The organism is Ruegeria sp. YTSC230 (assembly GCF_059609665.1).
Genome location: NZ_JBXWMC010000009.1, coordinates 181,918 through 197,419 on the forward strand (window position 1 = coordinate 181,918; position 15,502 = coordinate 197,419).

The window sequence follows — 15,502 nt, forward strand, 5'->3', positions numbered from 1 at the left end:
GAAAATCGAAAATTTCTTTTCTCAGTGTTCAGAAAATTTGTACGCTGCACTTATGACTGCCCGCTTTTATCACCACGACTTGCTTAGGATATTTGCCGAGATCGCCCGCTATTCCAGCTTTTCGACGGCAGCGTCGGCGCTCAATATGACAAAGGGCGCGATCAGTTATCAGATCAAAACGCTTGAGGCCGATCTGGGGATGGCTTTGTTTCAGCGCACAACGCGCGGTGTCACACTCACCGGTGAAGGGCTGAAACTGCTCGCAATCTGCCAGACCCGATACGAAGAAATCGAAACCGAAATTCAGGCGTTGAAAGGGATTTCATCGCGCTCTTTGACTGTTGGTGTCTCGACCTATTTCGCTGCGCGCTGGCTGTCGCCACGCCTGATGTCATTCATGCAAAACCACCCGGATGTGCAGCTTCGCATTCAACCGATGATCGAGTTTTCGCAGGCAGAGATGCAGGAAGTGGACCTGGCAATTAGGTGGGGCAACGGGAATTGGAGTGATGGCACCGTTACACCGTTCATGCATTTGCGGCCGTATCCAGTAGGTAATCGGGCGGCGGCCGACCTGGTGAATGAGTTGGGAATAGGGCCGGCAATATCGCAACTTACGTTGCTGAGAGATCGTGATGACAGCAGCGCTTGGTCAGATTGGCTGAACGCCGCAAAGCTTCCTCGGCAATCAAGGCGAGATGTGCTGATCGTTCCTGACCCGAATGTTCGGGTGCAAGCGGTCATCGACGGACAGGGCATCGCTTTGATGGATGACTTGGTTGGGGGCGATTTGAATGCGGAAAGGCTGTTTAGATTGTCGGAAACCGTTCTGCCTGAATACGGGTATTTCTTAGTTCAACCGCACAGAACCGCTCCAATTGGCGCAGTGCGGGCATTCTCGGATTGGGTTCAGAGCTAAGCCTGAAGTTTTTCCCCCTTGAGCGTCGCAAGGATATTATTATACGGCATATAAAAATGTGTAGGAGATCCAGACGATGCCCACAGGACATATTATGATGGCAATGAGTCTGGACGGCTTTGTTGCAAGGTCGGATCACAGGCTGGATTGGTTGAATAAGCAACCCACCAAGGATGAAGATCACGGGTTCACAGCCTTTCAGGACAGTGTCGATGTGATCGTAATGGGGTCGGGATCGTACCGGACGGTTAGGGGGTTTGGAGCGTGGCCATACACGAAACCGGTGGTGGTTCTCAGTCGCTCGATGACAGCCGACGACATCCCTAATGACTTGCGCGAGAAGGTTGAGGTTTCAGGCAAAACACCAACCGAATTGATGATGAGCTTTGACGCGCGTGGTTTCAGTCGAGTTTACGTGGATGGCGGAGCAATCATCTGTTCATTCCTCAAAGCCGGGCTGATTGAAGACATGCGGATCACTTTGATTCCCATCCTAATCGGTGAAGGCATTCGGATATTCGGCGAGACACAAGGTGACGTTGATCTGGAACTGGTTTCGGTTAGCAGCTTTCCCTCTGGTCTGGTGGATCTCGATTACAGATTGAAAATCAGATGACGAAAACTGCCCCACCGGGGCGGCCGCCAAAGGCTGAGCAGCGCCTTTCGAAAAAGGTGATCCTGCAGACTGCATTGCCCATCGCCCAAAGCGCAGGTGTTGATACGCTATCCTTTCGCATACTTGCCGATCAACTCGGCGTCACTCCGATGGCCGTGACCTATCACGCAGGTAGCAAGAAACAGCTTTTGACCGATCTGGTGGAAGTGGCGTTTGCAGGCGTGTTGGATGGCGTGGGCGGAGGTGCTCCGGTCAAGCGTGCCCGAGCAATTATGGCGACTTACTATGGTTACGCTTTGAAGAACGCCAATCTACTCCGTGCCATCCTGGACGATGTGACGCTCATGAGCGCGGACCTTATGAACGTGGCGGTGGAACTAAAGGCCAGCACGGACCAACTTGAAAACAGCGATGGCGGTAACGTCCTTGTTCACGTGCTCATCGACTATGCACATGGGTTTGTACTCTCTGCATCCAGCGGAGAAAACAATCCGCTCACAATAGATGACTTTCTGTGTGGGATCGACTGGATTCTTGCTCAAGCAGCAGGTGATGTCAGGTCGATCTGAAATGAAGAACATACGCATCAGAAGCGCCCGCCGGAACAACGTAAAAGACGTGGATATCAACATGAGGTCATGTCTTCGCGTCCGCAGCGAATGGTAGCAATGCGAGCTGCAAGCGCAACATGGCGAGACCTCAACAAGTGACCACTCTGGGCCGTCCCGGATCTTGGCCGACACCTACCTGCTATAATGGAAGCCGCAATGCGGCCCGTCGAACCTGCCGACCCCCGCGGGCGCAGAACCCTGGAGTTAGGTGCACTCACACACCGCGGTAAACTAGTACATTTGCAATTTCGACAAACTATCAAATGGTTCCCAGCTCGACGATGCGGTTCCCAGCGTTTTCTACACAGGTAATTTTTTTGAATGCTCTTTGTTTAGCCGCATTCTGGCTTTCTCATCTCTAGGTCCCAAGCCAACCTAGTTGGCTCTCTGTTCTTATGCCCACATGCCATATATGGCGATATCTTTTGCGATTTGTGCAAACTCGACGTCTGGGGATTACTGATTGCCCAAACCTTCTTGATCGGGAAAACTACGGTTCTTAGACCCTCGTCGAGGACCCGTCACCTAATGTCAGATCTCGTTGAATGGCTGTCACGAATGAAGCTCCTTAATCTGGAGCCGGTTCTGGTCGAGAATGAGGTCGATCTTGATATCCTTTTTGATCTAACAGATGAGGACATGCGCGAGATCGGCCTTTCACTGGGCGCGCGCAAGCGGTTGCGGACTGCCATTGATGCTGGAGAACCCAATCAATCTCATTCTGACGCGACCAGTGTGACGGAAATCAAACGCGAGGCCGAGCGTCGCCATCTAACGACTCTGTTTGTGGATCTGGCCGGATCAACGGCATTGTCGGCGCGGCTGGACCCCGAAGACATGAGCGAGGTGATCAAGCACTATCAAAACACGGTCGCCGGTATTGTCACACGTTATGAAGGGAATGTAGCCAAATATATGGGTGACGGTGTCCTGTGCTATTTTGGTTGGCCGGTGGCGCATGAAGACGACGCCAAACGCGCCGCACGCTCCGCGTTGGAAATCGTGGGATCGATCGCCGAAACGCGTTCCCCTGATGGGCAGGCACTATCTGCTCGAGCCGGAGTGGCGACCGGCATGGTTGTCGTCGGCGACCTCATCGGGGAAGGGGCATCGCGGGAAGAAACTGTTGTTGGCGACACGCCAAACCTTGCTGCACGCCTTCAGACATTGGCCGAGTCGGGACAGGTTCTGGTTCCGGAATCGACAAAGCAATTGATCCAAGACACGTTCGAGTTAGAAGAGTTAGGTCATTTCGACGTTAAGGGATTGGACTCGCAGGTACCGGCCTGGAGGGTGGGAACTGAGCGCAGCCTAGAAAGCCGTTTCGAAACGGAAGATCTCAATCCCGTTCTGCCCATGATCGGGCGTAATCATGAATTGGGGCTGATCATGGAACGCTGGCAGCGCGCTACTTCTGGCGAAGGCCAAGTCGCTGTCCTGATTGGTGAGGCAGGCATCGGCAAGTCCAGGCTGACACGTGCCGTCATTGATGCGGTCTCAACGCAGGATCATTTTCGGATGAACTATCACTGCTCTCCTTATCACACGGATTCGAGTTTCTTTCCTGTTATCCAGCAGCTTACACACGCCATGAGCCACCAGAAAACCGACTCGGCAAGTGAAAAAATCGAAAAGCTCCGCCAGCAACTCCGGGCTGCCGACCCAAAGATCATTGCTGAACTCCTTCAGATTGAGGCGGGTCCATCCGCCGAAAAGCCCATTTTGACGCCACAACAACTTCGCGTCCGGATCATGGAAGAAACTTCGGCAGAAGTGCAGGCCCTTTCACGGGAAAAACCAGTTCTGCTGGTGGTGGAGGACGCACACTGGTGCGATGCCTCGACGCTTGCGATGTTAGAAGCATGTCTGGACCGGATTGCGGCCGAGCGGGTCATGATCTTGATTACGGCAAGGCCGACTTTCCAGCACGCTTTTGGAGGCCATCCAATTGTATCCAAGCTAACATTGAACCGGCTGGGCTCGGAGCAGATCGAAGGTGTTCTCGCAAAGATATCTGGTGGAAAAACCCTTCCCGACGAACTGATCAGGGAAATCATCCACCGAACTGACGGCGTGCCATTGTTTATCGAGGAGCTGACAAAGACCATATTGGAGTCCGGCGATCTTATTGAGACCGAGGACAGTTTCCAACTCACCGGTCCCATCGACCGGGTGACTATACCTGCGACATTGCATGATTCCCTCATGGCCCGGATCGACCGGCTTCAGCCGGTTAAAGAAATCGCCCAGATAGCCGCCTGCATCGGCCGAAGTTTCGACCGAGCCTCCTTGGCAAAAATCGCCCGCGTCGATGATCTGACGCTGGACGATGCGCTGGGACAGCTTGAGCGCAGCGAACTTGTATTTCGGCGGGGGATTCCTCCGGATGCGACATATGTATTCAAGCATGCTCTGGTTCGGGACGTAGCCTATGAAAGCTTGCTGAAACGCCGACGTCTGGAAATCCATCACCGACTTACGGATCTGTTTGAGGCTGACCCGAATGCACCCCCGGAATTGATCGCACATCATGCGACTGAGGCTGGGTTGAGGGAAAAGGCCATTGCTTTATGGGGCGAGGCCGCCAGAAAAGCTCAGGCCCGACCGGCATATATTGAGGCGGGAAATCACCTGCGAAATGCCCTGACGCTGGTCGCGGGTTTACTGGACAAACCTGATTGGCGCGAACGAGAGCTGGCGCTTCTGGTGCAACTCGCGCAGGTACATATCGCGAAGGATGGCTATGCATCAGCTGAAGCCAGCGAAGCATTCTCGAAAGCATTGGAACGGATAGAGGCAACCAAGGACCCGGAACTCACGGTCGCAATCTACTATGGGACCTGGATCGCGCCATATATCGGCAACGATCTGCACAAAGCGTTCGATCTGGTTTCGAGACTGGTAAAGGACGTGGCGAACGAACCTGACCCGATCCCAAAACTGATTTCTCGCCGGATGCGGGCTGCAACCCTGATCGCCAAGGGCAGGTCTGCTGAGGCACTTCAAGATCTCGAAGTCGCTTATGAGCTCTATCATTCGGCCGAGATCGTAGATTTCTCTACGAAATTCGCTCAGGATCCGGGTGTGCAGATCTGGTGCTACATGCTCCTTGCACAATGGATGTGCGGCGACGAAGACATGGCACGGCAGACCTGCGACAAGGCTCTTGCCCGCGCCCGCGAGCTCAAACACGCCAACACAATCTGTTACGCAGGTCTGCACGCAGTCACCCTGACGATCTGGATTGGCGACATAGAAAACGCAACCGAGATCAATGCGGAAATGCGACGGGTCTCGGACGAGCACGACATGGCGTTGTGGAAGGATTTTGTTGCCATTCATGACGCTGTCCTAGCCTGCATGACCGATGTTCCCGGCGCTGTCCATCAACTGGACAAGGCCTTAGAAGAGTATCGCGCAAAAGGATGCTGGCTTTGGGTAACGCTCTATTTGGCTGAACACGCGAAAGCCCTTCTCAGGGCCGGTGATCCTAGCGCTGCCCAACGTACAGTGGATCGCGCATTGCGAGAACAGGATATCACAGGAGAACACTGGGCTGAGGCTGAGTTGCTCCGTATCAAAGGAGAAATCAGTGCGGCACAAGGAGATATCGATTCAGCAAATGCCGCCTTTGACCAAGCTATCTCGGTTGCCCAAAGTCAAAAGGCGCAAATGTTGATCGAGCGCGCGGTTCGTTCAAAACAAAGTCTCCGGGACGCAAACGGCTGAGCAAACGGTTTCCTCGTTCGGATCATGGAACGTGAGCCTGCCCTATCGCGTTGGCAATAGCCCGCTGAACCTGCTCTTCGACAGTACAGGCATCAAGGCGGTAGGGGAAGTTGGGTGGAACGCTCGCAATTTGTGCAAAACAGCCTCGGATAAAAGCACATTGGTCATTGCCGATATTCGTTCTTATTGGATTTCAGGTCGCAATCCACACAGCTTTAATTCTGTTCGCGCCGCGCATCATCAACCGATGTTGCGTGAGGGTTTGCCTGCACCGCCTCCAATTTCTTTAACACTTCTGCTTTCCAGCCCGCTTTAATCTGAATTGCCAATTGGGACGGTGGTCGGTGGTCGGGTTCGAGGAGAGCGTATTCATATCTTAGCGGTTTCTCGAAAGGTAAAAACACAAGCTTTCCGCTAGATAGATTAAGCTCTTTTTCGGTCGCAACAGTCAGCGGGTCAACGATGCTGCAACACTGCCCCGAACTGACAAAGGGGATAAGAGGTAGAAAATACTGGCAGGTAACAGTCTGATTGTACTCCGCGGCAACGTCCTCAAACTCCTGCCGGACTTTCCGTTGGAACGGGTGTGAAGGATGCAGGCCGCCCATTGGCGTTCCGTCAAGATCCGATAGTGTCAGGATCTTGCGCGACGCAAGAGGATGTTCACAGTCAATAGCACAGAAGCAATCAGCCCGGATAAGTTCAGCGGAATACTGGGGTTCTTTGCCGGCCGAATGCTCGAAGTCAGCAAAGCCGAAGTCGATATTTTGCGTCCCGGCAAGTTCCATAATCTGCGGTGAGCTGCGTGTCGAAAGCGTGATGCGAATATCGGGGTTTTCACCAACTGATTGGCTTATGAAACGTGGGAACAAAAAGGCAGATGGACCTGGCATCGTTGCAATATTCAAGCTTCCGGCATGCCCTTTGATAAGTCCTTCCATCGTGCTGGAGATTGTCGCCAAGCGATCCAAAATACCCGTAGTTTCGGCTAAGAGATAGTGCGCCTCGGGGACTGGCACCAATCTTCTTCCCTTACGTTCGAACAACGTCAGGCCCAATGTCTTTTCAAGGTTTTTCAACGCTAGGCTAATCGCAGGCTGCGTGCGATTTAATTTCTTAGCGGTTTGAGAGATGGAGCCGGTCTCCATCACCTCACGAAATACAGTTAACTGAGTTAGGTTCATATTTTTAAATATAAGCAAAACTTTAGTTTAGTGAAATATAACAAATTTGTATTTATGCAGTTTGTCTCTACGCTTGCGGGATCGAAGTTTGGGAAAACCAAAACCGAAATTCCAACAAGGGAGATGATAATGAAATTTGTGAAATGCTTGACTGGTCTTGCATTGGCGGGCGCGCTGGCAGCACCCGCGCTGGCGCAGGACCCAACGTTCTTCCGTATTGGCACTGGTGGCGCTGGCGGAACCTATTTCCCCATCGGTGGCACCATCGCAAACGGAATCTCCGCCCCTCCGGGATCGCGCCCGTGTGAAGAAGGCGGCCAATGCGGTGTTCCGGGCCTGATCGCGATCGCGCAATCCACCACCGCTTCGGTCTTCAACAATGCCGCCGTGCAGAACGGAGAACTTGAGGCCGGGCTGGCTGCAGCCGACGTCACGCGTTCGATGTATCTGGGTGAAGGTAAGTTCGAAGGCAAACCCCATCCCAAACTGCGCATCGTCGCCAACCTGTTCCCCGAAGACCTGCACCTGGTGCTTCCGGCCGGCTCGACGATTAACGATCTGAGTGATCTGGAAGGCAAGCGCGTTGGTATTGCGCAGGCTGGTTCCGGCACGCAGGTTGCCGTTTTGCAGATGCTGGATGCTTGGGGCGTCAACCGTGACAACATGGATGAGGCCGAGCTGAACAACAGTCAGAGCGCCGAACGTCTGGCCGATGGTCAGCTTGATGCCTATTTCTATGCCGCAGGCTGGCCGGTTGCAGCGATGGTGCAGCTGTCTTCGACAAAAGGTATGAACCTGCACTCCTTCTCCGACGAAGATCTGGGCAAGATCAACGAGATCATTCCCGCCTATATCCCCTCAGCCATTCCAGGTGGCGTGTATGAAGGCATCGACGGCGAAACCAAGACCCCTGCGGTCAGCGCGATGCTGGTTGTGTCGTCAGACCTGTCTGACGATCTGGTCTATGAGCTGACCAAGGCGATGTGGAACGACAATACCCGCAAGCTACTGGATAACGGTCATGCTAAGGGCAAGCAGATCACCCCTGATACTGCTTTGGATGGTGTCGAAGCACTAGGCGTTCCGCTGCATCCGGGTGCTGAGAAATTCTACAAAGAAGCCGGACTTCTTCAGTAACCCGTTCTCACCTCAACTCATCGTCCGGTGCCCCTATTTGGGGCACCGCACACTCTAAATGCGCGATATCAGGGGGCCATCATGTCCACGACTCAAAATCTTGATGACCACGAGCTCACAGCCGAAGAACTAGCGGCTATCGAAGAACAGTTCGACGAGGGTGCCGCCGTCCGGCAGGTTACGCCGACAACCGGCAAGGTCCTGCGCGTTGTGGCCCTGATCTTTGCGTTTTACGAATTCTTAACGGCCGGTTTTGGCCTGCCGGCCGATCACTGGCACATGGGCATCTATCTGGCTCTACTGTTCATTCTGGTCTACGCGACAATCCCGATTATCGGGGCCAAAAGCCTTTATGCGCTTAAGGTCAGCCGGTTCCGGATCGGCAACATCCCTCTTTACGATCTGGTCTTCATGGCTCTTGGGATCATAGCGGCGCTGTATGTGGGCGTCGCCTGGCGTGGCATTCCGTTTCTTGGGATTGAGGAACAGACCTTCCGTATGGGTAACCCCAACAGTTATGACGTGATTTTGGGTGTGATCATCATCCTGCTGGTGCTGGATATCGCACGCCGCACGCTTGGTTGGGTACTGCCGCTGATCATCTGCGTATTTATCTCATACGCTTTGCTTGGGCCGTATTTCCCCGGATTGTTGCAGCATCCTGGCGTGAACTTCAAAACCTTCGTTTCGTCGATGTACTTCCCGCAGGAGGGCATCTACGGCGTCACGTTGTGGGTCGTCTCGACGATCGTCTTCCATTTCGTGTTGTTCGGCGTGATCGCGCAACGCACCGGGTTAGGGCAACTTTTCATCGATAACGCCACCATTTTGGCGGGCCGCTATACCGGCGGTCCGGCAAAAGTGTCGGTGGTATCCTCGGCCTTCTTCGGCACGATCTCGGGTTCTTCGGTGGCCAACACCGTATCAACCGGCGCGCTGACAATTCCCAACATGAAGCGCCTTGGATACCCCGGCCATTTTGCGGGTGGGGTCGAGGCTGCTTCCTCGGCGGGTGGTCAGATCACTCCGCCGATCATGGGTGCCGCTGCCTTTATCATGGCAGAGTTTCTTGAGGTTCCCTACACCACCATCGTTATTGCTGCGATTTTCCCAGCACTCCTGCACTATGTTGGCGTATTTGCTGTCGTGCACCTGATGGCACGCAAGCTGAATCTCAAAGGTCTCACCAAAGAGCAACTGCCGCAGCTCAAAGCCGTCTGGGCCGAAGGCTGGGCCAACATAGTGCCCCTGATCGGCCTGCTAGTGGTTCTGTTCACGGGTTACACGCCCTTCATGTCGGCCTTCTGCGGCATATCACTTGCGGTAATCGCGGGCATGTCGCGCTTGAGGCAACCTCCGACGCTGATCTATGCGGCAGCGTTCCTCAGTTTTGTACTGTGGAAGTTCTCAGACGGCGGCTTTGACCTGACCATGACAACAATCCTGTGCGGATTGACGGTGGTCGCAACATTGAACCCTCAGAAACGCATCGAAGTGCCCGAGATGCTGCAGGCGGTAGAATTGGGTGTGAAATACTCGCTAGCCGTGGGTGCCGCCGCTGCTGCGGTTGGTATCGTGGTAGGCGTGATCAACACCACTGGTATCGGGTTCCGTATCGGTTTCATGGTTACACAGGGCGCAGGCAACCTGGCATCGGATCTGTACAACATGATCTCGTTCGGCAGCTTCCAGTTCTTTGCGATGGAAGACTTACAATTGTTCATCTCATTGGTGTTCATCGCCGTCGTCTGTATCTTGATGGGCGCGGGCATTCCGACCACCGCGCTGTACATCATGCTTGTGTCAGTGGCGCAGCCTGCGCTGGCGCAACTGGGTGTTCCACCCATCGCCAGCCACCTTTTCGTGCTCTATTATGGTGTGGTGTCCGAGATTACACCACCGGTCTGTACTTCAGCCTATGCCGCGGCTGCCATTGCGAACTCAAACCCGTTCCGAACTGGTCTTTCTGCTTTCACCCTTGGATTGGGCAAAGTGATTGCGCCCATGGCCTTTGTCTATGCGCCTGTGCTGCTATTCGTGTCGTCAACCGGGTTTAACTTGTGGGAATTCACCTATACCGCGACCAGTTGCATCGCCGGGGTTATTGCCCTGTCGGCGGCTGTGGTTGGGTATTGGTTGAGTCCGCTGAATATCGCATCGCGCATTCTGTTGGCCATCGCTGGGATTATCTTTGTTGCGCCTAGTCTGACGGCAGATCTGATCGCGCTGGCTGTGGCCTCGCCGGTCATTGTCACCCAACTAATCGCCCGCAATCGCAGTCACTCACCGGCCTGAATCGATGACAGAACAAGTGACTATCATCGGCGCAGGGATCGTCGGCATTTGTTGCGCTTTGTCGTTACAGGAACGCGGCATTCCGGTTCGATTGATTGACCGTGGTGAACCAGGTCAGGAAACATCGTTTGGCAATGCAGGTGTCGTCTCACCGTGGTCAATCATTCCTCAAGCGATGCCGGGTATATGGAAATCACTGCCCCGGATGCTGCTGGACCCAAAAAGCGCGCTTTCGGTCAAGCCTGGCTATTGGGCCAAAATGATCCCCTGGGGGCTGCGGTTTTTGGGAAACTCCGGTGAAAAGTCAGTGCGCGAAATCTCGGACGCGATGGAGCTTTTGTGCCGCCCTTCTATCGACCTGTATCGGCGTCATCTTCAAGGCACCGGGCACGAAAACCTGATCACTGACAGCTACTATATTCACGCTTTTCGCCACCGGAAGCAGGCTGATCTGAATGGGCTTGGATATCTGATCCGCCAGGAAAAAGGAGGCGATCTGGAGTTTGTCGATGGTGCCGAGTTGCGCGGCCTGGAACCTGCACTGTCAGAGGAATTCAAAGCCGCGATCGTGATCAAAGGTCAGGCACGCGTAACCTCACCAGGACGTGTGGGGGCAATTCTGGCAGAAAAAGCGCGCTCGCAAGGCGCCGAAATAATTCAAACCGAAGTCACCAAACTGACACCGGCTGAAGATGGTGGTTGGCAGATTACAACCTCGCAGGGCACGTTGCGTGCCGCCAGCATCATCCTCGCGGCCGGTGTGTGGTCCGCCGACCTGCTGAAACCACTGGGGATGCCTGTGCCGCTTGTGGCCGAGCGGGGTTACCACGTCGAATTCCCTAAGCCCTCGGCCCAATTGAACAATTCGGTCATGGATGTAGACGCAAAGGTGGTCGCAAGTTCAATGCAGGACGGTTTGAGAGTCGCTGGCACGGCTGAATTTGGTAGCGTCGACGCGCCCGCTGATCCTCGCAAGAAAAAAATCCTGACCGAACAAGCCAAGGCCATGGTCCCAGGCCTCAATACAGGCGAGGCACAATTTTGGATGGGTCGACGCCCGTCCTTTCCGGACAGTTTGCCGGCCATCGGACCAGTTAACGGGCGGGACGGGCTCTATACCGCGTTCGGGCATTCTCACTATGGGCTGATGATGGCCCCGAAAACCGGCGAGCTTGTGGCCGATCTTGTGTCCGGTCGCAGCCCAAACATCGATCTGGCCCCGTTTTCTCTGGCCCGGTTCTAAAGTTTCAAATCAGAAGGATCCGATGATTATGCCAATCTACAACGGTGGTCAGAACATCTGCGGGGCGTCAATTGGTGTACTGTGCCTTGAAAGCTATTTTCCAAAACCACCGGGCCATATCAAGAACCCTTCCAGTCTGCCATTTCCGGTTCTGTATGAGATGATCGACGGTGTGACGGTCCCGACCTTGCTGCACAACCCTTCGCCCGAGTTACTGGCACCGTTCATCGAAGGCGCCAAGCGGCTTGAGGCTGAAGGCGTGCGAGCCATCACAGGCAGTTGCGGCTTTCTAGCCTTGTTTCAAAAAGAATTGGCTGCTGCGGTTTCAGTGCCTGTCTTTGCCTCCAGCCTGATCCAAGTGCCGCTGGCCTTTCAAATGACCGGTGCCAACGCGCCAGTGGGCGTGCTAACTGCGGATGCATCCGCATTGACGCCCCGGCATTTCGAAGGTGTCGGTGCATCAGGTGTTCCTGTGGCCGTGAAGGGATTGGAAGATACCACAGAATTCGCCGAAGTGATCTTGCGGAACACACGGACCCGGATGGACACGGACCTGATCGAGACCGAGGTCATGGATGCGGCCCGTACTCTGGTTCTTGAAGCTCCGGGCATTCGGTCGTTGGTTTTGGAATGCACGGACCTGCCGCCTTACGCATCGCGGCTTCAGGAAGAACTGCGGCTTCCTGTTTTTGACCTGACCACATTGGCGCAAATGGCGCACGCTGTGACGGCCCGGGCGCAATACTCGGGACTGATGCCGTGGCAGCGCTGACCGTGCCAAAACAGTCAATGAAAGAGAAATAGAATGGACCCTGGCCAAGAACTCAGGATATCTGAGGCCTTGCGACATTGCTTTGGTCCATAGGAGTTTTGGGTGTCCGTTGACTTGTCCATCCTGATGATTGCCATCTGCCTTGGCGCAATGCTGCAAGTCGGTGTTGGTATCGGGTTCAGCATCATCGCGGGACCGCCCATGATGATTTTGCTTGGCACGTCGACAGCGGTTCCCGTTTTGCTTTTGCTAAACACATTTGTATCAGTGGTAGCGACAGACCGGCATGTTCTAAAAAACAACCGTCAACTAATCCGAACCGCGGTCATTGGATGCTGTGTCGGAGTTGCCGCCGGCCTTGTTGTGTATCCCTTTTTGAGCGAAGCATTTGTTCTTGCCCTGACGGCGTGTCTATTGCTGATCGGGTTGATTACGACCTTGCTCCCCTTGCGGGGATCCATTGGCAACGCTGGGTTTTCAGTCGTTACAGGACTGTCTGGGCTTGCGACTGTTTGGGCAGCGACACCGGGCCCTCTTATGGTGTTCGGTTTGATAGCTAAAGGCCGTTCCGCCAAAGAAGTAGCGAAACTGGTTCAACCGATAGCGTTGGTGGCATACGGCATAGCTTTCTTGTTGCACAATTTGTCCGAAGCCCAAGCAATCTCATATGAACCGCAGTTAATAGGGTTCGTTGCGATCACTCTGATCGGCAGCATAATTGGTCGTGCAGCAGGCCCTTATTTGCCACAGCCGATCGTCATCGCAGTGATCCGCGTGGTATCCTTGATTGCCTGCTGCGTTCTGTTCCATCGGGCTTTTTCAATGGCTTAACCTTAAAGGTCACAAGATGACACGAAACAACAATCTGCACAGGTTTCCACGTGCCAATCTTATGTCGGGTCCAACCCCTTTGGAGCGTTTGGACAACTTGTCGGCAAAGCTGGATATCGACCTTTGGCTGAAACGTGATGATCTGACTGGGCTTAGTTTTGGCGGCAACAAAACGCGGCAGCTTGAATTTTATCTCGGAGATGCGCGTCAGCAGGGTGCTGATACCATTCTGATCACCGGCGCCGTTCAATCCAATTTCGTTCGGTCTGCGGCCGCTGCCGCAGCCAAACTGGGCATGCAATCCGTGCTTCAGTTGGAAGAGCGTGTCCCTGACATGGGGGCGGAGTACTATTCGTCCGGGAATGTGCTGCTGGCACAAATCCTTGGTGCCGAGCATATGGGTTACCCTGAAGGTGAAGACGAAGCGGGAGCCGACGCAGCGCTGCATGCGTGCGCAGTTGAATTGAAAGCCAAAGGTCACAAACCGTACGTTATTCATCTGGGGCTGGGCCATCCGCCCTTGGGTGCCTTGGGCTACGTCGTGGCCGGTCAGGAATTGTATCAGCAGATGCCGGACTTTGACGCGGTCGTCGTCCCCTCGGGTAGCGGTGCCACACATGGCGGACTGCTGACCGGTCTGGCGTTAGAAGAAAGCACTGCCTCGGTGTTTGGGATTTGCGTGCGCAGAGATCGTGAAAAGCAGCAGGCCCGAATGAAGGTCGTTTTGCAGAAGCTTGCGGACTTGCTGGATATCGACGCAGGACTTCTACAGGGCAAGATCGATGTTTTCGACGAAGCCTTGCCGCCGGGTTATGGAAAAGTGAATGCAATAACGCGCGCTGCATTGGAAAAGATGGCCCGGACGGAAGGGATTTTCCTCGACCCTGTTTATTCTGCAAAAACGTTCGCTGGCTTGCTGAACCTGGTCGAAAGTGGGAGGATCAAGCCAGGCGAAAAAATCGTATTGTTACATTCGGGTGGATTGCCCGCACTCTTTGGATATCAAAGTGAATTGATTGACAACCCAACTTGAAGCGTTCGCAGTCCTCATACGTTTCAGAAACTTGCTTGCTTCCATTTTTGGTGCCCAAACAAAACTCCTGAAACCCCAGCGATGAGCCATTTGTGTCTGTTTGGCATCGCGCTACAACGGCTAACCGAAAGACATAGGATCACGATTACAGGGTGAACGATTTGAGGGCGAAGCTTCGGTTCTACGTCTGGAGTACGGTGCAGAGCAAATTTAATCAGATTGAACGTTTGGCGATTCAATCGCCGCAACCACCGCCATCTCCTGAGCCACAATCACCTGCATCCTCGTCGGCGAAGGGGTCGTTGCATTCAAAAATTAGCGTCAGCTCACTTTTGGAGGTCAGGCTATTAAGTGTGATCACAAAAACGAAGAGAGGTACGCTTAGCCAAAGTATTCCAAACAAAAAACCGCCACTTTGAACGATGGAACTGGCGCCGATGCAAATGAACACCAGCAAGAAGATCAGCACTATGAAAGTTCCAACTCTGTTTTTCCGCTTCCAAATCCCTTTTGGGGGCGTTCCAAACAAGTCCGAATAGGCTTTGACTGTGGCTTTGTAGTCATCCAGATGTTGGAGACCTTGACCGCCGGGGTTGTGATGTACTGGTTTGCCCAGCTTCTTGCAAAAGACGTCCCAATAGTTGCGGCTGTGTTGCATGTGCAAATGCCAAACCAAATCGACCGCCTTTGAGGGGACGTTGCGTTCTGGTCGGGTGGCACAAAGATACATGAACTTTTGATATTCGGCGATCGCCACATTGGCGGTATCGCGAGAGATGCGGTTTTCGGCCATCAGCTGTTCAATGAATGGCGTGCCTGCAGCATCATCAGGCATTTTATGCGTCTTAATCAGCTCCCATAGCTGAGTATTGAGAGAGGTCATCGGAGCCTCCTATGTTTTCTCTTTTTTGCAACTTTTGACTAGCGCACGAATATGACAGATATGTGACACGTGCGGGAACCTGCTTGCGACATTGAGGCCAGTGGTGAGTTCAGAGCCAAACAAACCTCCATCTACATTCAGGCTGAGCGCCTTGAAAACCGGGTGCTACTTTTGGCGAAGTAATAGTCTCATGAGGTTTTTTGCGAGGTCACTCGACGCTGAAATTTCGCTTTTCTGCCGACAAGCTGG

Annotated in this window: 12 protein-coding genes and 1 pseudogene; 11 read left to right on the forward strand and 2 right to left on the reverse strand. The window is 53.8% G+C overall.

Annotated elements, in window-relative coordinates; all coding sequences use genetic code 11:
• Positions 1-52 precede the first annotated feature (52 nt).
• From AC2FD9_RS18150 to AC2FD9_RS18170, 5 genes and pseudogenes are all read left to right on the forward strand, one after another.
• Complete coding sequence (locus tag AC2FD9_RS18150) at positions 53-919, forward strand: LysR substrate-binding domain-containing protein (RefSeq protein ID WP_496756834.1); 867 nt, start codon at positions 53-55, stop codon at positions 917-919.
• A gap of 97 nt (positions 920-1,016) precedes the next feature.
• On the forward strand, positions 1,017-1,535 hold the full coding sequence (locus AC2FD9_RS18155; RefSeq protein ID WP_496838221.1) for a dihydrofolate reductase family protein: 519 nt from the start codon (positions 1,017-1,019) through the stop codon (positions 1,533-1,535).
• Positions 1,532-2,104: a TetR/AcrR family transcriptional regulator gene (locus tag AC2FD9_RS18160; RefSeq protein ID WP_496838223.1), complete on the forward strand. Its 573-nt coding sequence runs from the start codon at positions 1,532-1,534 to the stop codon at positions 2,102-2,104. Before AC2FD9_RS18155 ends, AC2FD9_RS18160 begins: the two co-directional genes overlap by 4 nt.
• Positions 2,105-2,674: 570 nt before the next feature.
• On the forward strand, positions 2,675-5,875 hold the full coding sequence (locus AC2FD9_RS18165) for an ATP-binding protein (RefSeq protein WP_496838225.1): 3,201 nt from the start codon (positions 2,675-2,677) through the stop codon (positions 5,873-5,875).
• A 28-nt stretch (positions 5,876-5,903) separates the two neighbouring features.
• Positions 5,904-6,002: pseudogene (locus AC2FD9_RS18170) on the forward strand (IS5/IS1182 family transposase); the annotation flags it as partial.
• A gap of 88 nt (positions 6,003-6,090) precedes the next feature.
• On the opposite strand, the gene AC2FD9_RS18175 reads toward AC2FD9_RS18170, so the two are convergent.
• Entirely contained in the window at positions 6,091-7,059 is a 969-nt protein-coding gene (locus AC2FD9_RS18175; RefSeq protein WP_496838226.1) for a LysR family transcriptional regulator, read from the reverse strand.
• Positions 7,060-7,188: 129 nt separating this feature from the next.
• Between AC2FD9_RS18175 and AC2FD9_RS18180 the strand changes: the two genes are divergently transcribed.
• The 6 genes from AC2FD9_RS18180 (at position 7,189) to AC2FD9_RS18205 (ending at position 14,370) form a co-directional block, all read left to right on the forward strand.
• Positions 7,189-8,196 (forward strand): TAXI family TRAP transporter solute-binding subunit, encoded by a 1,008-nt coding sequence (locus AC2FD9_RS18180; RefSeq protein WP_113788396.1) that lies wholly within the window; start codon positions 7,189-7,191, stop codon positions 8,194-8,196.
• An 81-nt stretch (positions 8,197-8,277) separates the two neighbouring features.
• Positions 8,278-10,491: a TRAP transporter permease gene (locus AC2FD9_RS18185; protein WP_496838228.1), complete on the forward strand. Its 2,214-nt coding sequence runs from the start codon at positions 8,278-8,280 to the stop codon at positions 10,489-10,491.
• A 4-nt stretch (positions 10,492-10,495) separates the two neighbouring features.
• The gene (locus tag AC2FD9_RS18190; protein WP_496838229.1) at positions 10,496-11,734 is read left to right on the forward strand and encodes an NAD(P)/FAD-dependent oxidoreductase; all 1,239 of its coding nucleotides are present in this window, start codon (positions 10,496-10,498) and stop codon (positions 11,732-11,734) included.
• 28 nt (positions 11,735-11,762) lie between these two features.
• Positions 11,763-12,506 carry an aspartate/glutamate racemase family protein gene (locus tag AC2FD9_RS18195; protein WP_496838231.1) on the forward strand — a complete coding sequence of 248 codons (744 nt, stop codon included), beginning with the start codon at positions 11,763-11,765 and terminating at the stop codon, positions 12,504-12,506.
• Positions 12,507-12,608: 102 nt separating this feature from the next.
• Positions 12,609-13,337, forward strand: coding sequence for a TSUP family transporter (locus AC2FD9_RS18200; RefSeq protein ID WP_496838233.1), 729 nt, complete (start codon positions 12,609-12,611; stop codon positions 13,335-13,337).
• Positions 13,338-13,353: 16 nt separating this feature from the next.
• Positions 13,354-14,370: a D-cysteine desulfhydrase family protein gene (locus AC2FD9_RS18205; RefSeq protein ID WP_496838235.1), complete on the forward strand. Its 1,017-nt coding sequence runs from the start codon at positions 13,354-13,356 to the stop codon at positions 14,368-14,370.
• 235 nt (positions 14,371-14,605) lie between these two features.
• On the opposite strand, the gene AC2FD9_RS18210 is transcribed toward AC2FD9_RS18205, so the two are convergent.
• Complete coding sequence (locus tag AC2FD9_RS18210) at positions 14,606-15,253, reverse strand: UCP032817 domain-containing protein (protein WP_496838237.1); 648 nt, start codon at positions 15,251-15,253, stop codon at positions 14,606-14,608.
• Positions 15,254-15,502: the final 249 nt, after the last annotated feature.